Origin of the sequence: Tardiphaga robiniae, assembly GCF_013359755.1 — a bacterium.
Classification (GTDB): domain Bacteria; phylum Pseudomonadota; class Alphaproteobacteria; order Rhizobiales; family Xanthobacteraceae; genus Tardiphaga; species Tardiphaga robiniae.
In genome coordinates this window covers 179,285-197,695 of sequence record NZ_JABMCJ010000090.1, presented here as the reverse complement: position 1 = coordinate 197,695, position 18,411 = coordinate 179,285, and the positions used below count along the sequence as shown (strand labels likewise).

At 63.1% G+C, this 18,411-nt stretch carries 17 protein-coding genes; 4 read left to right on the top strand and 13 right to left on the bottom strand.

Features of this window, described 5'->3' with window-relative positions:
- Positions 1-76: 76 nt before the first annotated feature.
- Both HP556_RS20735 and HP556_RS20730 read left to right on the top strand, forming a co-directional pair.
- The gene (locus HP556_RS20735) at positions 77-1,366 is read left to right on the top strand and encodes an amidohydrolase family protein (RefSeq protein WP_175368372.1); all 1,290 of its coding nucleotides are present in this window, start codon (positions 77-79) and stop codon (positions 1,364-1,366) included.
- A 36-nt stretch (positions 1,367-1,402) separates the two neighbouring features.
- Entirely contained in the window at positions 1,403-2,761 is a 1,359-nt protein-coding gene (locus tag HP556_RS20730) for an FAD/NAD(P)-binding protein (RefSeq protein WP_175368371.1), read from the top strand.
- Here HP556_RS20730 and HP556_RS20725 read toward each other — a convergent pair.
- From HP556_RS20725 to HP556_RS20695, 7 genes are read right to left on the bottom strand one after another with little or no spacing between them, the layout of a single operon-like run.
- Entirely contained in the window at positions 2,758-3,531 is a 774-nt protein-coding gene (locus tag HP556_RS20725; RefSeq protein WP_175368370.1) for an ABC transporter permease, read from the bottom strand. The two genes, HP556_RS20730 and HP556_RS20725, sit on opposite strands and share 4 nt — an antisense overlap.
- On the bottom strand, positions 3,528-4,346 hold the full coding sequence (locus tag HP556_RS20720; RefSeq protein ID WP_175368369.1) for an ABC transporter ATP-binding protein: 819 nt from the start codon (positions 4,344-4,346) through the stop codon (positions 3,528-3,530). The genes HP556_RS20725 and HP556_RS20720 overlap by 4 nt, the downstream gene beginning before the upstream one ends.
- 34 nt (positions 4,347-4,380) lie before the next feature.
- Positions 4,381-5,409 (bottom strand): ABC transporter substrate-binding protein, encoded by a 1,029-nt coding sequence (locus HP556_RS20715; protein WP_120291610.1) that lies wholly within the window; start codon positions 5,407-5,409, stop codon positions 4,381-4,383.
- Positions 5,410-5,461: 52 nt separating this feature from the next.
- Positions 5,462-6,466 carry an amidohydrolase family protein gene (locus HP556_RS20710; protein WP_175368368.1) on the bottom strand — a complete coding sequence of 335 codons (1,005 nt, stop codon included), beginning with the start codon at positions 6,464-6,466 and terminating at the stop codon, positions 5,462-5,464.
- A 9-nt stretch (positions 6,467-6,475) separates the two neighbouring features.
- Positions 6,476-8,770: a xanthine dehydrogenase family protein molybdopterin-binding subunit gene (locus HP556_RS20705; RefSeq protein ID WP_175368367.1), complete on the bottom strand. Its 2,295-nt coding sequence runs from the start codon at positions 8,768-8,770 to the stop codon at positions 6,476-6,478.
- A complete protein-coding gene (locus HP556_RS20700; RefSeq protein ID WP_175368366.1) occupies positions 8,767-9,264 on the bottom strand; it encodes a (2Fe-2S)-binding protein in 498 nt (165 codons plus the stop codon). Before HP556_RS20700 ends, HP556_RS20705 begins: the two co-directional genes overlap by 4 nt.
- Positions 9,261-10,139 carry an FAD binding domain-containing protein gene (locus HP556_RS20695; protein ID WP_175368365.1) on the bottom strand — a complete coding sequence of 293 codons (879 nt, stop codon included), beginning with the start codon at positions 10,137-10,139 and terminating at the stop codon, positions 9,261-9,263. The genes HP556_RS20700 and HP556_RS20695 overlap by 4 nt, the downstream gene beginning before the upstream one ends.
- Before the next feature lie 141 nt (positions 10,140-10,280).
- Between HP556_RS20695 and HP556_RS20690 the strand changes: the two genes are divergently transcribed.
- Complete coding sequence (locus HP556_RS20690) at positions 10,281-11,087, top strand: IclR family transcriptional regulator (protein WP_170849559.1); 807 nt, start codon at positions 10,281-10,283, stop codon at positions 11,085-11,087.
- A 22-nt stretch (positions 11,088-11,109) separates the two neighbouring features.
- On the opposite strand, the gene HP556_RS20685 is transcribed toward HP556_RS20690, so the two are convergent.
- Genes HP556_RS20685 through HP556_RS20660 form a run of 6 tightly spaced genes read right to left on the bottom strand, consistent with a single transcriptional unit; the run spans position 11,110 to position 17,120 of the window.
- Positions 11,110-12,561 (bottom strand): aldehyde dehydrogenase, encoded by a 1,452-nt coding sequence (locus tag HP556_RS20685; protein ID WP_175368364.1) that lies wholly within the window; start codon positions 12,559-12,561, stop codon positions 11,110-11,112.
- Positions 12,562-12,594: 33 nt separating this feature from the next.
- The gene (locus tag HP556_RS20680) at positions 12,595-13,317 is read right to left on the bottom strand and encodes an ABC transporter ATP-binding protein (RefSeq protein ID WP_120291622.1); all 723 of its coding nucleotides are present in this window, start codon (positions 13,315-13,317) and stop codon (positions 12,595-12,597) included.
- Positions 13,310-14,053 carry an ABC transporter ATP-binding protein gene (locus HP556_RS20675; RefSeq protein ID WP_120291624.1) on the bottom strand — a complete coding sequence of 248 codons (744 nt, stop codon included), beginning with the start codon at positions 14,051-14,053 and terminating at the stop codon, positions 13,310-13,312. Before HP556_RS20675 ends, HP556_RS20680 begins: the two co-directional genes overlap by 8 nt.
- Positions 14,050-14,997 carry a branched-chain amino acid ABC transporter permease gene (locus HP556_RS20670; protein ID WP_120291626.1) on the bottom strand — a complete coding sequence of 316 codons (948 nt, stop codon included), beginning with the start codon at positions 14,995-14,997 and terminating at the stop codon, positions 14,050-14,052. The genes HP556_RS20675 and HP556_RS20670 overlap by 4 nt, the downstream gene beginning before the upstream one ends.
- Positions 14,994-15,863, bottom strand: coding sequence for a branched-chain amino acid ABC transporter permease (locus tag HP556_RS20665; RefSeq protein ID WP_092144790.1), 870 nt, complete (start codon positions 15,861-15,863; stop codon positions 14,994-14,996). The genes HP556_RS20670 and HP556_RS20665 overlap by 4 nt, the downstream gene beginning before the upstream one ends.
- Positions 15,864-15,893: 30 nt before the next feature.
- Entirely contained in the window at positions 15,894-17,120 is a 1,227-nt protein-coding gene (locus HP556_RS20660) for an amino acid ABC transporter substrate-binding protein (protein ID WP_175368363.1), read from the bottom strand.
- Between the two features lie 149 nt (positions 17,121-17,269).
- Between HP556_RS20660 and HP556_RS30505 the strand changes: the two genes are divergently transcribed.
- Positions 17,270-18,193 (top strand): helix-turn-helix transcriptional regulator, encoded by a 924-nt coding sequence (locus HP556_RS30505; protein WP_175368362.1) that lies wholly within the window; start codon positions 17,270-17,272, stop codon positions 18,191-18,193.
- Positions 18,194-18,411 lie beyond the last annotated feature (218 nt).

Here is an 18,411-nt window from a genome sequence, read left to right as displayed (position 1 = left end):
CCGCGTGGGACCGTCTTGCATTGCTGCAGCGCAACGCCGATAATTCGGCGATCACACCTGCAGCAGCAAGGGTTTCATGCCGTTCGACCTCCTCATTCGCAACGCCACGCTTCCCGACGGCCGCACGGGCCAGGATATCGCCATTAAAGGGGGCCGTATCGTCGCGGTGCAGCCCGATCTGCCGGGAGACGCCGGACGGGTGATCGATGCCGCCGGGCATCTGGTCTCGCCGCCATTCGTCGACATTCACTTCCATATGGATGCGACGCTATCGCTCGGCCTGCCGCGGCTGAATGTGTCCGGCACCCTGCTCGAAGGCATCGCGCTGTGGGGCGAGTTGAAACCACACCTCACTTATGAGGCACTGGTCGAACGGGCTCTGCGCTATTGCGATCTCGCGGTGGCACAGGGCCTGCTCGCGGTGCGTACCCATGTGGATATCTGCGACGACCGGCTGCTGGCTGTCGATGCGCTGCTCGACGTCAAGAAGCAGGTCGCGCCCTATCTCGACCTCGAACTGGTCGCGTTCCCGCAGGACGGCTATTTCCGCTCGCCGACGGCTGCTCAAAATCTCGCCCGTGCCCTCGACAAGGGCGTCAGCATCGTCGGCGGCATTCCGCATTTCGAGCGCACCATGGCCGATGGCGCCGCATCGGTGAAGGCGCTCTGCGAGATCGCCGCAGCCCGTGGCCTGCGCGTCGACATGCATTGCGACGAGAGCGACGATCCGCTCTCGCGCCACATCGAAACGCTGGCCTATGAGACCCAGCGGCTGGGATTGCAGGGTCGCGTCGCCGGCTCGCATCTGACCTCGATGCATTCGATGGACAACTACTATGTCTCGAAGCTGCTGCCGCTGATCGCCGAAGCCGGCGTTGCCGCGATCGCGAATCCGCTGATCAATATCGTGCTGCAGGGCCGCCACGACAGCTACCCCAAGCGCCGCGGCCAGACCCGCGTGCCGGAGATGCGGCCCTACGGCATTAACGTGGCCTTCGGCCAGGATTGCTGCATGGATCCATGGTATTCGCTGGGCTCGGCGGACATGCTGGAGGTCGCGCATATGGGCCTACATGTCGGGCAGATGACCAGCCGCGATGCGATGCGCTTTTGCTTCGACACCGTCACGACAAATCCCGCTGCCATCATGGGCCTCGAAGGTTACGGCCTCGATGTCGGCTGCAACGGCGACCTCGTACTGCTACAGGCACGCGACCCTATCGAGGCAATCCGGCTGAAGGCGACACGGCTCGCGGTCGTGCGCCGCGGCAAGGTGATCGCCGAAACGCCAGCACGGATCGGCCGACTCGCGCTCGATGGCCGTCCGGCATCGGTCGATCCCGCCGCTTACGCACCGCCGAGCTGATATATTCGACATCCTTTCCTCACATCGTCCGGTAGCATGACATCATCTTCCCCCAAATCCCTACGCGTTGCCGTCATCGGCGGCGGCGTGGCCGGTGCGTTTGCCGCGCTCATTCTGGCGAAGCTGCCGCAGATCGGGACGATCACCGTACTGGATCGCGACGGCGCCTTCGGGCGCGGGCTCGCCTATTCCGCGAAAGCCAAGTGGCACCGCATCAACGTCCCAGCATCAAAGATGGGCGGACTCGGCGCCGAAGATAACGGCTTCGTCGAATGGTTGACGGAGACGGGCCAGGCCAACTGGCCGGACTATTCAACCTCTTTCGTGCCCCGCCGGGTCTATGGCGACTACATCTCGACGAAGTTCAACGAATTGACGGGCAGCGGACGCGTGACGCCGCGGCAGGATGTGGCTCTGAGTGTGACACGGCAGGGCGATGGCTATCGCGTTGCGACAGCATCGGGTGCGACCATCGACGCCGATCTGGTGTTCCTCTGTCTTGGCAACCAGCCGCCGTCGCCATTTCCCGGCATCGAGGCATCGCCGCGCTCGATCACGAATGTCTGGGCGCCGGGCGCGCTCGATCCGATCGGCAATGACGATCGCGTGCTGGTCATCGGCACTGGCGCCACCGCCGTCGATATGGTGATCGATCTCGTCCATCGCGGCATGCGCGCGCCCATCACGATGGTCTCGCGGCGCGGGTTGCTGCCGCTGATCGACGTGCCGGCGCAGACCGATCCCGATCCAATGAACTCATTCCCGGTGCCCACCGCGCGTGGGCTTCTGGCGGCATTGCTCAGGGACACCCGGCGCAAGGTGGCCGCGGGCATTCCATGGCAGACAATGGTCGATACGTTTCGGCTGTCGATCGGTGAACTCTACAGGAATGCCTCCGAGACCGAACGTGCCCGCTTCGCGCGGCATCTGCGCGCGATCTGGATGGTGCATCGGCATCGGCTGGCGCCCGACGTCGCCGAACTGCTGGAGCAGTTGCAACGCGATAAACGACTCGATGTGATCGCAGGTCGCATCACCAGCGCAGTTGCGACACCATCAGGACATGACGTCACTATCCGCAAGCGCGGACACGGCGAGACGGTCAACCTCGCCACCAACTGGATCCTGAACTGTACCGGCCCGGAAGAGCGTTATGATCGCCTGGGCGATCCGCTCATCAAGTCGCTGCTCGAAACCGGGCAAGTGCGGACCGGCTTCAACGGCCTCGGCCTCGATGTCGCCCCAACCTGCGAGCTGCGTGACAGCACCGGCCACGTTCAGCCCGGCTTCTATGCCATCGGCCCGGCGACGCGCGGCGCGTTCTGGGAAGTGACTGCGGCATCCAATATTCGGCGGCAGTTGCTGGCCGTGAGCGAGCAGTTGAAGACGCTCTAGCCCTTCCGCCACGGCACGATGGCCCGCTCCAGTGCGTCGAAGCCGGCATTCATCACGAAGCCGATGATCGCGATGACGAACAGGCCGACATACATGGTCTGGACGTCGAACAGCTCCCAAGCATTCCAGATCATGTAACCCAGCCCCTGTTTGGCGCCGACCATTTCGGCGATGGCGATCAGCACGAGGCCCATGCCGGCGCCGAGCTTGATGCCGGTCATGATCAGCGGCAATGCGCCCGGCAGCGCCACGGTGCGAAACATGTTGAACCGACTGGCGCCGAAGTTGCGGCCGACATCGAGGAAGATCGGCGCGATCTGGCGCACGCCCGCGGCTGTATTGATCACCACCGGATAGAACACGCCGATCGCGACCATGGCGATCTTCGAGCTTTCACCGAGACCGAAGATCAGCAGGATCAGCGGCAGCAGAGAGCTCTTCGGAATTGGATAGGTCGCGGAGATCAGGGGATCGAAGGCCGCACGTATCGGCCGATAGAGGCCGATAGCGAGTCCGATCACGATGGCCGGCACGCAGCCGACGACAAAACCGGCAGCGAGGCGATAGAGGCTGGCTCCCACATGACGCCACAGCGCGCCGGAGGAAGCGAGTTCAAACAGATGCCCAATGATATTAGAAGGCGCCGGGAAAAACCTGACATCCACGATGCCGGTGCGCGCGCAGATTTCCCACAAGCCCAGTAGCACCAGCGGCGACAGGATGCTGATGGCGCGGTCGCTCCACAGTGAACGGGTGCGAACCGAACTCATGCCTTGCTCCCCGGCTCGCGGCTGCGCGCGCGATCGACCTCTTCACGCAGCTGCGCCCAGATATCATAGACCAGTTCGCCATAGGCCGGTGTGTGCCGGAGTTCTACGACATTGCGCGGCCGCGGCAGATCGACCGGCACGATAGTCTTGATGCGGCCGGGGCCAGCCGTCATCACCATGATGCGATCGCCGAGCGTCACGGCTTCATCGACACTGTGGGTGATGAAGACCACGGTCTTGCGGGTCTCTTCCCAGATCCGCAACAGCTCTTCGTGCAGCAATGTCTTGTTCTGCTCGTCGAGCGCCGAGAACGGCTCGTCCATCAAGAGAATGTCGGGATCGTTGGCAAAGGCGCGCGCGATGGAGACGCGCTGGCGCATGCCGCCCGACAATTGATGCGGATAGAGCGTCCGCGCGCCATACATGCCGGTCTTGTTCAGATAGTGCCCGACCACGTCGTCGATGCGCGCCTTCGGGACATTGCGCATCGTCAGGCCATAGGCGGCGTTGTCCCAGACGGTCATCCAGGGAAACAACGAGTCCCCCTGGAACACCATGGAATTCTGCGGATGGCCGGGCTGCGGATTGGCGATGTCGATCCGGCCCTCCGATGGCGCATCCAGCCCGGCAAGCATGCGCAACAACGTGGTCTTGCCGCAGCCGCTCGGGCCAACCACCACGAAGAAGGTGCTGGCCGGGATATCGAGCGTGATCCGGTCCAGCGCCAGTTGCGTATCGTGCCGCTTGGTGACGTCGCGCAGACTGATCTTCGGCGCGGGCACCGGCCCGCTATCCCCGATTGCTGCTGTCGACATCTGCACCGTCATCGCCACACTTCTCTTCACCGTTTCACTTGGGCCGTGCGAACGGCCCCAGGACTGGCTTCAGTGCATCGACATAGGACATGTCGACGACCTTGGCTGCCTCGATGTCGCTGGTGACCAGCCCGCGCGACTTGAAATAGGCGAGATCGGTTTCGACGCTGGGCAGATTGATCTGACCGTCGGGATCGATGAACACCGGTACGATCTGATGCAGCAGCGCCGTGTCCTTGATGCCCGTCATCTCGGCAATGTCCTTGATCATGTCCTCGGCGCCGGGACCCGCGATCTTGCCGTCCTTCAGCGTCGCAGCATAGGCGCGCACCCCGCGCAGATAGGCCTTGAGGAACGCCGTCACTGTTTTGCGGTCTTCGGCAAACTTGCCATTGATCAGCAGCATGGCTGTCTGCTGCACCGGATAGAAATCATCGAGGCCGGTGAAGCGCACAGCGACATTGTTGCGCACCATCGCCGTCACGCCTGGCTCCGCCGAAATCGCCGCGTCGATCGCCTTGTTGGCGAAGGCGGTGAGATGCTGCGGGAACGGAAGGAAGACCTTTTCGATATCCTCGTCCTTCAAACCGGCCTTTTTCAGCGCCTGATTGATGACCGACTCATCGGCCGCGCCATTGGCGATGATCGCGACCTTCTTGCCCTTGAGATCCGCAAGCGACTTGAATGCACCTGACTCGATCAGATCCTTGCGCACCATCAGCGCCTTGTAGCTATAGCCCGCGATATTGGTGCCTTTGTCCGCGACCATCTTCAGCTTGAGACCGCGATTGACGGCATTATAGAGCCCGGCGGAGGCCGCGCCTGCCGATGCGTCGAGATCGCCTGCGCCGAGCGGCGCAACCATCTTGGCGCCGGAGTCGAACGGTATCAGTTCAACCTTGACACCCTCTTCCTTGAAGTAGCCGCGCTTCTCGGCGAGGAACAGACCGATATCCGATGACAGATTGGTCGTCCCGACCTTGACCGTCTTCATCTCCTGGGCGTTCGCAAGACCCAGCATCGACATCGCAACACCGGCGGCAACAAGCAGACGTTTCAGCATGATCGGTCCTCTTTATCTCGCATGAAGATGATACGGCAGAACGCGCCGCAGCTCAGGGCAAACGTGGAAACAGACGCCTCGGATTGGTTTCGGTAATCAGTTCGATATCGGTAGCGGAAAAGCCCGCAGCCTTGACGCTGGCGAGAGGATCGCGATCCGCCGGCGGGAAGGACTCGTCAGTACCGAGCGCTACACGTTCGATACCCACGGTATCGGCGAGGAAACGCAACGCTTTCGGCGCATGCACGATGCTGTCATAGCCGATGCGCGATGCGTAGACCGACGGGTCGCATTGCGCGACATCGCCCTGCCCCGCGCGATCCATCCGCGCATGCATCACATCGAAACGACCCAGCAGATAAGGAAATGTGCCGCCGCCATGGCTGAGGACGATCGAGAGCGCCGGGAAGCGATCGAGCACACCCGAGAAGATGATCGAACCAATGCCGAGCGTGGTGTCGAACGTATATTGCGCAATCTGCGTCAGCGCGAACTTCGCGGCACGCGGCGCAGCATCCACCAGAACGGGATGAAGGATGACCGGCAGTCCCAACGCTTCCGCCTTAGCCCAGAACGGATCGAGCGGCTTCTCGCCGATATTGACGCCTTCAACATTGGCCGGGACCATGACCGCAACAGCGCCAAGGCCAACGGCGCGATCGAGTTCAGCCGCAGCGTCGGCAGCATCGACCAAAGGCACCGAAGCGACGAATGAAAAGCGGTCGCTGTTCGTATGGCACCACTCGCCCAGCGTATCGTTGAGCATGCGGTGCCAATGCGCGCAGGCATCTTTTTGAAGGCCGTAACCGTAAATATCCGGCCATGTGGCAACCAGTTGCCGGTCGAGACCCTGGCGGTCGAGGCTGGCACGGCGTTGTTCAACCGGCTCGACCAGTTGCGGGAAGAACGGCCGAACCCTGAAACCATAGTCAAAGCCGAGGGCTGGCGGCTTGCCATTCCCGGCTGGCAGCAGCCTCACGCCGCAATAGGCGCCGCGGCCATCGATGGCGGACAGCAGCTGCGGCGGCACGTAATGGGCATGGATATCGATCGGCACGATCAGTCCCTATGCAGCGGTGATTGCGCGCGCATGCGCATTCTTGATGAGGCGCCACAGACGCGGCGGCGTCAGCGGCAAGTGATGAATCTCGACATTGAGCGGCGCCAGCGCTGCCGCCACCGCATTGGCCGTCGCTGCGGCCACGGCAACGATACCGCCCTCGCCCGCACCCTTGGCACCCAGCGGATTGCTCGGCGACGGCCGCAATTCCAGCGTTACCGCGCGCAGCACCGGAAAGTCGCTCGCGGTCGGCACCAGATAATCGGCCAGAGAGGCGTTCAAGAGCTGTCCCTGATCGTCATAGATCAGATGATCGAGGAAAACGCCACCCAGTCCCTGCACGATGGCGCCGATCGCCTGTCCGTGCACGATGGCCGGATTGATGGCGCGACCGACATCTTCGACCGCGATGTAATCGAGAACTTTCACCGCGCCCGTGCGCGGATCGACGGTGACATGCGCCGCGTGGGTGCCGTAACTATAGGTGCGCACCTCGTTGGAAAATGTGCCGTCAGCCTGCAATTCGCAACCGGCTGCGAGCGCCGCAAATGACACTGACGCGCCGTTATCGGCGACGACGTTCGCATTGATGATCTTCAACTCGCTGTTCGGCCTGCCCAGGTGATTGGACGCCTGCTGTAGAATCTTTTCGCGCAGCCGGATCGCCGCGTCGAGCACGGCCGAACCGCCCATCACCACCGCACGCGAATGATAGGTGCCGAAGCCCTCATCCAGCAGCGTGGTCGAACCATGAAGCACGCGGATGCGATCGAACGGGATCGACAGCGTATCCGATGCGATCTGGCCGAGCACCGTCTCCAATCCCTGCCCCAGCACAGATGAGCCGACGGCCACCGTCAGCGAGCCGTCCTTTTCAAGGGTAAGCGCCGCGTTTTCCTTCGGGCCGGCACCGCCGCTTTCGACGAAACAGCCGAGCCCGATGCCATGACGTACGCCATCCACCAGTTTGCCCTGCAGATGACGTTTCTCGTGCCAGCCTATCTCCTTCAAGGCACGCTCGAACACCTCGACATAGTCGCCAGTGTCGTAGGATGTCGGACCTTCATAGGGTACGAGCCCATCGATCGGGTAGGGCAATTCCTGTTCGGTGATCAGGTTCTTGCGCCGGAATTCGGCGATGTCGATGCCGAGATCGGTCGCGGCCATGTCGATCAGCCGCTCGCGAAAGAAATTCGCCTCGAAGCGGCCCGGCCCGCGATAGGTGCCGACCGGCGTCTTGCTGGTCATGAAAGCTTCGACAGAGACGCTGACATGGGGAATGCGGTAAGGGCCGGGCAGAAACTGTGCCGCCTTGGCCGGCACCACGCCGCCATTGGTGCGGATATAGGCGCCCATATCGGCGAATACCTGGCCGCGCAAACCCAGCATCATTCCGTCGCTGCGGCAGGCGAGCGACAATTCGCAAGCGATGTCGCGTGAGTGATTGATCGCCATCAGATGTTCGCGGCGATCCTCGATCCATTTGACCGGGCGTGCCACTTTGCGGGCAGCGAAGGGGATCAGGAAATCCTCGGGATAGAATTCGCCGCGCACGCCGAAGCCGCCACCGACATCGATCTCGATCAGATCGATATCATCCTCGCGAAGGCCCAGCATCTGCGCCAGCGCGCGGCGGTTATAGAACGTAACCTTTGTCGCGCCTGTGACGACGAGCCGACCGGCCGATGAATTCCATTCTGCGAGGAGGCCCCGCGTCTCCATGGGCAGCGCCGTATGGCGCTGCACGCTGAAGCGCTCGGTGCGCACATAGTCCGCCGACGCGAAGGCCGCATCGGCATCGCCAAACCCGGCATCGTAGCGCAGCGCAACGTTATCTTCGGCGAAGTCGAACAGCGGGGTTTCACTTGCGCCGCGCTCAGTGACTGCGGACAGCGCTTCAAATTCGATGCCGATCCTCTCCAGCGCATCCTCGGCCAGTGCGCGGCTGTCGGCGATCACGACAGCGATGGGCTCACCGACATAGCGCACCTTGTCGCTTGCGATGACGGGCTGGCGGAATGGCTCGAATTCGGGCAGCGGCGCCAGGCGCAGCGGGATGATGGGGATGGTGTCGCTGATGTCGCGAGCCGTGATCACGGCATGAATGCCCGGCATCGCTAGTGCCGCCGATGCATCGATGGCGACAATCCGCGCATGCGCGATCGGGCTGCGCAGGATCGCCGCATGCAGCATGCCCTCGACGGCGAGATCGTCAGCGAAATTGCCGGATCCCGACAGGAAGCGCGCATCCTCCATGCGCTCGACTGCGCTACCGACCAGGAGCTTGGCGACATCGCTCATTGCGCCGCCTCGCATTGCACGTCGCGATAGGCAATACGGGCTTCCATGATCGCCGCGATGATCGGCAGATAACCGGTGCAGCGACATAGGTTTCCGGAAATCACCTCGCGGATGCGGTCCTCGTCCGCATGCGGCTCTTCGGTCAGCAATGCATGCGCCGTCGTGAGAATACCGGCAGTGCAGAAGCCGCACTGCAAAGCGTGATGCTTGCGGAACGCAAGCTGCAACGCACTGAGATGTGCGGCGCTGCCAAGACCCTCGACGGTGGTTATCTCGCGTCCTTCTGCCTGCGCCGCCAGCACCAGGCAGCCGCGCACTGCGGCGCCATCGACGATGACCGTGCAGGCACCGCAGACACCGTGCTCGCAACCCAGATGCGTGCCGGTCAGGCGGAGCTCGTTGCGCAGCGCATCCGCCAGCGTGGTGCGAGGTTCGACTGTGACGGTCGCCGCGGCACCGTTGACGGTGAAATGGACGGGACGGGCCGACGTCATGCGGCCTCCGGCAGAGTGATATTGGCTGCGCGCGCCAGCGCCCGCTCCAGCAACACGCCGAGAAGATCGCGGCGATAGGCGGCTTCCGCGTGGATATCATCGGCGGGATCGACCGCATCCCGTGCGACAGCCGCGGCCTGCAAAATCACGTCGGCATCGATCCGACGACCATCGAGGATGGCCTCGACACCGGGCAGCCGCATCGGACGATCGGCAACGCCGATCACCCCGATATGCGCATTATGCGCCAGGCCCTGCGCGTCGATGTCGTAGAATGCGGCAACACCCGCCAGCGCAAAATCTCCGCGGCGGCGTGCGAGTTCCTCGAAGGCCCAGCGCCGCGCCTTCTTCCAGAGCGGCAGACGTATGCTGGTCAAGATTTCGTCGGCCCCCAGAACCGTGCTGAGGCCGCCGGTGAGGAACTCGTTTGCGCTCAAGATGCGGGTCCCGGTCGATCCGACGATCGTCAGCATCGCATCGCAGGTCACCGCAATGCCCGGCATTTCGGCGGCCGGATCGGCATGGGCCATGCTCCCGCCGACGGTGCCGCGGTTACGGACCTGGTAATGCGCGACATGGGCGATGGCCGCCGCCAGTAGCGGATGCGCCTGTGCGAGCTGCGCATCGCGCTCGATATCCCGCCAGGTCACGAGGGCCCCAATGTCGATGCCCTCAGCGGAAATACTGATACTTTTGAGATCTGGCAGCCGTCCGATATCGACCAGCACGCTTGGCGCCGCCAGCCGGAAAGCAAGCATCGGCATCAGGCTCTGCCCACCCGCGATCACCTTGGCATTGCCGCCATGAACCGCGAGCGCGGCGATCGCCTCGGGCAGCGTAGCAGGGCAAATATAGTCCAGCGGCGGAAGCTTCATGGGCTGATTTGCTACTTCTCAATTGCTGAGAACACTATCTTATCTTATAAGAAGGCACGCGCACGGCAATGTTTGTTGGTGCGCAAATGATATCCACATGCTGCCGTTTCCATTGGCAAGCATTACCGAATGGAGGTTCCGTTGGCCATCAAGAGAGCCGCAACTGCGTCGAAACGCGTCGACCAGACGGACCGTCCTGCTGCTGCGGATGGCAGTTCGCGAAAGATACTTCGCGCCTTGCTGGCCTTCTCCACCGATCGTCCGAGGCATTCCGCAGAAAGCCTGTCTGAACAGATCGGGGTGCCACTGTCGTCGACCTATCGGTACATTGGCATCTTGCGCGAAGCCGACCTCATCGACGAAGACGGCCGCGGCTCGTTCGTGCTCGCGCCACGCGTCATCGGCCTGGCTCAGGCGGCCCGCGCCGGCACCGACCTTGCCTCCATTGCGCGCCCCTTCATGAAGCGCGTCTCTCAGGAGGTCGGAGAAACCATCATCCTGCTGCGCCGCTCGGCCGATCGCGCCGTGTGTATCGAGCGCGCCGAATCGTCGTCACGCATTCGCCTGACCTTCGAGGTTGGAACGGCCTTGCCGCTGCACCGCGGTGCCGGACCGAAAATGCTGCTCGCGCATATGCCCGAAGCTGAATGCGAGACAATCCTCGACGACGCCGTTCGGCGCGATCCCGGCTTCGCACCCCATCGCAGGCTGCTGGTGCGCGAGCTCGCCGTGATCCGCGAGCAGGGATGGTCGGAGTCGCGCGCGGAAATCACACCGCATGTTTATGCCGTCTCCGTTCCCGTCCGCGATTCCGGTGGCGTGATCGCCGCAATCTCTTTCGTGACGCCGGCATTCCGCACGCCGAAAGCCAGCCAGATCAGGTTGCGCGAGCATCTGCAGCACGCAGCTGCAGATATCAGCAAGGCCTACGCTGCCGTCAGCTTCTGACGGCCGCGTGTAACGGACACGATCAGATCGGATAGTGCTGCGGGCCGGTCTCGATGGTGATCCAGCGCAGTTCGGTGAATTCGGCAATGCCGGCCTTGCCGCCGAACCGACCGTAGCCCGACGCCTTCACCCCGCCGAACGGCATCTGCGCCTCGTCATGCACGGTCGCGCCGTTAATGTGGCAAATGCCGGACTCGATCCGCTTGGCGACTTCCAGCGCCCGGGCGATATCGCGGCCGAATACCGCCGCCGATAGTCCGTATTCGGTATCGTTGGCAACGCGCACGGCTTCGTCCACGCCATCGACGCGCACGACACTCACGATCGGCCCGAATGACTCCTCATTGTAGATCCGCATCGTCGAGGTAACGTGATCGAGTACTGTCGCCGACATCAGCGTGCCATCGACGCTGCCCCCCGCCACAACACGGGCACCCTTGCCCACGGCGTCCTTGATCAGCGCCTGCATGCGATCCGCAGCATCCTTGCCGATCAGTGAACCGAGCGGTGTATCGCCCTTGCGCGGATCGCCGGCGACTAGGCTACCCGCCTTGGCCGCGAGCTTAGCCACGAAGGTGTCCGCGATCTTCTGATCGACAACAAGCCGCTCGGTGGACATGCAGATCTGCCCCTGGTTCATGAATGCTCCAAAGGCCGCGGCCGCCACTGCTGCATCGAGATCAGCATCGTCGAGCACCACCAGCGGCGCCTTGCCGCCGAGTTCAAGCAGCACTGGCTTGAGATATTTGGCGGCGGTCTCTGCGATGATGCGGCCGACACGGGTCGAACCGGTAAAGTTGATCCGGCGCACGGCGGGATGCGAGATCAGTGCATCGATCAGCGCGGGCGCATCTTCCGGCGCGTTGGTGATCACATTAAGTACGCCAGGCGGCAGACCGGCCTCGCGCAGGCACTCGCCGATCAACCGATGTGTGCCCGGGCAGATTTCCGATGCCTTCAGGATTACCGTATTGCCGCAGGCCAGCGGCAACGCCACAGCCCGCACGCCCAGAATGACCGGCGCATTCCACGGCGCGATGCTGAGCACGACGCCCGCGGGCTGGCGGATCGCCATCGAGATGCAGCCGGGCTTGTCCGATGGAATGACCTCGCCGGAAATCTGCGTCGTCATCGATGCCGCTTCGCGCAGCATGTTGGAGGCGAGATGAACATTGAAGCCGGCCCAGCCGGCAGTCGCGCCGGTTTCCGACGCCATCAAGGCAATGAAATCAGGCGCCTTGCTGGCAAGGATATCGGCCGCCTTGAGCAGGACGGCGCGGCGTGCGCCCGGGCCGGTCGCCGACCACGCAGGGAAAGCAGCGGCGGCAGCATCGGCAGCGCGCTTGGCATCGGCGATTTGGGCTGCCGCGGCGCGCGAGGCGATATCGCCGGTCATCGGATTGAGACGATCGAATGTCGCGCCGTCGATGGCCTGCACATCCTGGTTCTCGAGCAGCAGATTGATCTGGTTCATGATGATGTCCTCCGTTGGATGTTTCTTTGAATTTCAAGCCGCGCCGCTGGCGAGCCCGCCGAGATAGGCGCGGCGCACGGCGTCGTCGGATTGCAGGGCTGCGGCGGTGCCGCTGCCGGTGATCTTGCCGTTCTCGATCAGATAGCCGCGATCGGCGATAGCCAGACTCTCGCGTGCGTTCTGTTCGACCAGCAACAGGCCGACGCCGGTCTCGCGCACCTTACGCAAGGCGGCGAACAATTCCCGCACCAGCAACGGCGACAGACCGAGCGACGGTTCGTCGAGCAGAAGAATGTCGGGGTTCGACATCAGCGCACGACCGATTGCTACCATCTGCTGCTCGCCACCGCTCATGGTGCGCACGGTCTGCGCCAAGCGTTCGCCAAGCCGCGGAAACAGCGTCATCACCTTGGCACGCTGCGCTGCCTCGACCGCCCGCGCACGCTTCGGGTTGGCGCCGAGCAACAGGTTTTCGGCCACTGTCAATTCGCCGAACACGCCGCGACCTTCCGGCACCAGCGCAAGCCCGGCTTCCACGATCTCATGAGGCGGCAGACGGGACAGATCACGACCGGCGAGTTTGACGATCTTGGCTGGTGACGGCAGCAAGCCGGCGATGGCTTTGAGCAACGATGACTTGCCCGCGCCATTGGCGCCGAGAATGACAATGATCTCGCCGCGCTCGACATGGAGCGCCGCATCGCTCAGCGCGTGATGCTGGCCATAGGTGACGCTGATATTGGAGACCTCAAGCATCCGCCGGCACTCCCAGATAGGCTTCGATCACCGCGGGGTCGCTCAGCACAGCAGCTACAGGCCCTTCTGCAATCTTGCGGCCACTGCTCATCACCACGCAACGATCGCAGAGCGAACGGATCGCATCCATCACATGCTCGACCAGCAGGATCGACAGCCCCTCCTGTTTGAGCGATCGGATCAGCTCGATCCCGATCAGCAATTCGGACGGGTTCAGACCGGCGAGCCATTCGTCGAGCAGCAGCAGGCGCGGCTGCAGCGCCAGCGCGCGTGCCAGTTCAAGCCGCTTGCGGTCGATATAAGTGAGCTCCGATGCGGGCCGTCCGCCAAATCCGGCGAGACCGACCCGCGCGAGCAGGCCGGCCGCAGCCGCAGCCATCGCGTCGCGTGCAAGCGGCGCATGATGAAAGGCCAGCCCGGCCTCCACATTCTCCCCGCAGGTCATGCCGTCGAGCACGCGCACCAGTTGGAACGTACGCGCCAAACCGAGTCGCGCGATGCGATGGGTCGGCCATCCCGCGATGTCATGGCCAGCAAAAGCGATCACGCCCGTATTCGGCGACAGCACGCCGGAGATCAGGTTGAGCGCCGTGGTCTTGCCGGAGCCGTTGGGACCGAGCAGCCCGACGATCTCGCCGGCATGCACCGTCAGGTCGATTCCGTTGACGGCGACGAGACCGCCAAAGGCGCGGGTCAGGCCTTCGATGCGAAGCACCGGCATTGCACTGGCTGTCATGCCTGTGCTCCCCGCACGTTCGAGGCTGAGGGTCGCCAGGCTTTGAGCTTCTCCCAGAGGCCGACGACACCCGACGGCAGCGCATAGACGATCAGCAGGAACACCACGCCCATGATCAGGGTCGATGTGCTGGGAAAGCGCGCGGACAGAAAGTCGAACAACAGCGTCAGCGGAATGGCGCCGAGCGCTGGGCCCCATAACCGATGCGCGCCGCCGAGCAGTGCCATGATCACCACTTCGAACGAAATGGTCGCGTTGAAGGCGATCGACGGCTCGATATAGGTGAAGCGCGGCGCCATGATCGCACCGACCAGCGTCATGAAGGTGGCCGTGATGGTGAACAGCGCAACCTTGGCGATGGTGACATTGATGCCGCAATGCCGTGCTACAGTCTCGTCTTCGCCGATGATGCGCAGTGCGAAGCCGAAGCGCGAGCGGGCGATCAGCCAGCCGGAGCCGAACACGATGACGGCAAGCGCCAGCAGCTGCCAGTAGATGTCGTTCTGGGTGATATCGACAAAGACGTAACGCCCGAGCACGCGGGTCTTGTTGACCTCGTACCAGACCACGATCTGGCGCACGAGTTCGGCGAGACCGAAGGTGAAGATGACGAAATGCACGCCGCTCAGCCGCAGCGTCGACAAGCCGACAATGACGGCCATGACCGCGCCGATCACGGCCGCAATCAGCAGCACCAGCGACCACGGCAATTGTTCGCCGAGAACAGCGACCGTGTATGCACCAACGCCGAAGAAGGCTGTGGTCGCCAGCGACACATAGCGCGTCGGGCCGGAGAACATGCCCCAAGCCGTCGCCAGCACCGTGAATTGCAGGAGACTGATCGCGAGCGCGAGGTGATAGGCATCGACAATCATCGGGACGAATGCGAGCGCAACCACGGCTGCGAGGCAGATCGCGCCAGTCGTCATTTGGGTACGGCTCATCGCTGCGCCCTCCCGAAAATGCCGGCCGGCTTCACCAGCAGCACACCGAGGAACAGCGCGAAATTCACCGCAAGCGTCAGGCCGGGATCGATGAAGGTCGCCACCAGCGCTTCGCTCAATCCTAGCGCCAGTCCGGCGACGAGACAGCCCAGCAAATTGCCGACGCCGCCCATCACGACCACGATCAGCGCCTTCATGGTGAACACCACGCCGGAAGTGGCGCTGAAGGTCAGGAACATGCTGATCAGCACGCCGGCAGACGCCACCAGCGCGCCGCCGAGCGCAAAGGCCAGCGCCGATGTCCTGGTGACATCGATGGCAACAAGCTGCGCTGCGATGGGATCGACGGCTACGGCGCGGATGGACGTCCCGATCCGTGTGCGGGTCAGCGTCAGATAGAGCGCAAGGCCGACCACGACCGCAAGCCCGAATGCAATCAGGCGATTGAGTGCCAGCACCTCGCCGACGATCTTCACAGGAATGGCGAGGAACGAATAGCTGAAGTAAGCACCACCGAACATGGTCAGCATGATGCCCTGCACGATGAACATCATGCCGAAGGTGGCGAGAATGCTGTCGACCTCAAGGGCGTCGCGGGTGCGCGCGCGGCGCACCAGCGGCGTGAGCAACACGCGGTACAAGAGATAGCTGATGCCGAAACTGACCGGAATGACAAATGCCAGTCCTGCGAGCGGATTGAGCGCCCAGCCGGTAAACAGCCAGTAGGACGCAAAGGCCGCGCCGATCAGGAACTCGCCATAGGACAGGTTCATGATCCGCGCCACGCCATATTGCAGGGTGAGCCCCATGGCGATCAGCGCGTACATGCCACCCAGCACGAGGCCGGTGAGAACCGCGTTTGTCATTCTGTCAGACCAGATACGGGAGGGACGCGATCACTGCGCCTTCCATGCCGGCTTCGGCACGACCGGCGCACGCGCGCCCTCGTTACCCGACGGGCCGACGCCGTAGAACTCGCCGTCCTGCCACTGCCCGACCCACCAGTATTTGGTCGGCATGTTGTTCTCGAGCTTCACCTTGCCGATCACGGTGTCGAAGGTGCCGCTCTGCAGGTCCTTGATGACCGCAGCGCGATCGACCTTGCCAACCCGCTCGATCGCCTGCTGCAGCATCTGCAGGCCGGCATAGGTGACCGCACTGGCCCAGCGATCCGGCTCCGCGCCATTCGCCGCCGACGCCTTGTGCCGCGCCAGATAGTCCTTGATGGCCGGGCTGTCGCCATTCCAGCCGCCGATGCCCATCACGCCTTCCGCGTTGGCGCTGAATTTCTGCTTGAACAGCGGAAATGCCGTGCCGACACCGGTGTAGAAGATCTTCGGATTGAAACCGGAGATGCGTGACTGTTCGGTGATGGCGATCGTGTCCGGCGGATAGCTGAAGGCGATGAACACGTCGGGGTTCAGCGCCTTCACCTCATTGATGATCGGGCTGAGATCCTGGGTGCCGACCGGATAGGTCTTGTCATAGGCGAGCTTGAACTTGGCGGCTGTAAGAGCTGGTCTGGCGGCACCAGAGAGATCGATGCCGAAGCCGTCGGCGATGCTGGCCATCGCCACGGTGTCGCCGATCTTGCCTTCGGTGCGCAGCTTCACCAGCAGCTCGACCAGGGTCTTCGCGGCGTCCGCGCTGGTGCCGAGCAGCCAGAAACTGTTGGGCCAGCGCTTCGCCAGTTCGGGCGCACGGTCGGTCACGGCCGTCGATGCAATGTGCGGATAGCCGGCCTTGTTCAGGATCGGGCCGACCGCGAGATTCAGGCCGGTGCCCCAGGGCGGCAGGATGAAATCGACCTTGTCCTGGGTGATCAGCCGCTCCAGCGCCTTGGCGGCTTCTTCGGCGCTCGACCGGTCGTCATACTGGACGACCTCGATTGGGACGCGCTTGTCGCCGAGCTTGAGCCCGCCGGCGGCGTTCACCTCTTTGACCCACAGCTCGTAGTTCGGAATCGTCGTCACCGCGGCGCCGCCGGCGGCGGGGCCGGTGCGCGAGATGGCATAACCGATCTTGACCGACGTCTGGGCCTCCGCTGCACCGTCCCACCCGACGGACGCCGCACCGGCCACTGCGAGTAGTCCCGCCGCAAGGCGCTTGACTGCTGACACCATGTTATCCTCCCCGAATTCTTTTCACCGACGCCTTGTGGCGTTCGATGGCCGGAGACTAGTCCAGCGTTTGGGGCTGGGAATTGGACGCATCCGGGGAAAGATTGTATTGATCCGTGTAGGCGAGCTATTTCACGCGACGGATTGTCCCAGTGCTTGAGACCGCACACATCGTTTCGGGTCCCACCGGCTTTGGGGAGAAGCCGCTTCCGGCATTGCATGCGGAAAGATTCGCACCCGGACTGGCGCCGCGCAGCTGGATCATCCGGCAGTCGGTTGCCAGGCGCTCGCACCTGCTGGTGATCGAAACCCGGCGCGGCACCGCCACCATGCGCGGCACCACGGTTGCCATTCAGTCCGCCGGCCTGTTGTGGCTTCCAGGCGATCACGAAGGCACATTGGAGGTCGAAGCCGGCGCGCAAGGCTATCTGATTTCAGTGTCGGACGATGTCCTCACCCGCACCGTCGCCGGCAGTGCCGAGGCGCTGCATCTGCGGCGAACCATCGACCGGCTGGTCCTGCGCGAAGGCGCGCAACTCGCGACGACTTTTGCGGCCATCACGGAATCCTGCAGCACGCTGGTGCGTGAGTTGAATACGCCGGGCCGCGGCAGCGCGACGATGACATCGACGCATGTGTTGTTGCTGTGCCTCCACATCTGGCGATCGGTGATTTCGGAGGAAGCCCCCGACGATGCTGCACAGCGCGGCGACGGCCCGCGCCTCGTCGGCAATTTCCTACAGATGGTCGAACTGCATTATCGCGACGGCTGGCCCATCGCACGCTATGCGGCCGCACTCGGCGTCACTGACGACAAGCTGCATGCGCACTGCAAGCGCGAGAAGGGCTACAGCCCGCGCGCCATCGTGCATCAGCGCCTGATCCACGAAGCCTGCATGCGGTTGCGACAGCTCGATCTGCCAGTCGAGCAGATCGGCTATGGCCTCGGCTTCCGCGATCCCGGCTATTTCAATCGCTTCTTCCGCAAGTATCAGAATGCGTCGCCAGGCGCCTATCGGCGTCGCGCACGGCTCGATCCAAGTCAGCACGGTCCGTCCTATGCAGCCTGGCCGTAACTGTCCCACGCTCGATCAGTGCTGTGTCTCTTTGAAACCCGCGTGATCAATTTGAAACAGCGCGCGTTAAGCATGACTCAATATTGAAGTGGGGTCACAATATCCATTTCCGCGCTCTGTTTCAGATGTCACTTCAAGACGCCGTTCACTATTCGGCCCAAAGCGCTGGTGAAAGGTGCCTACGAGATCGTCGTCGACGTAGGATCGCACCCATAAGA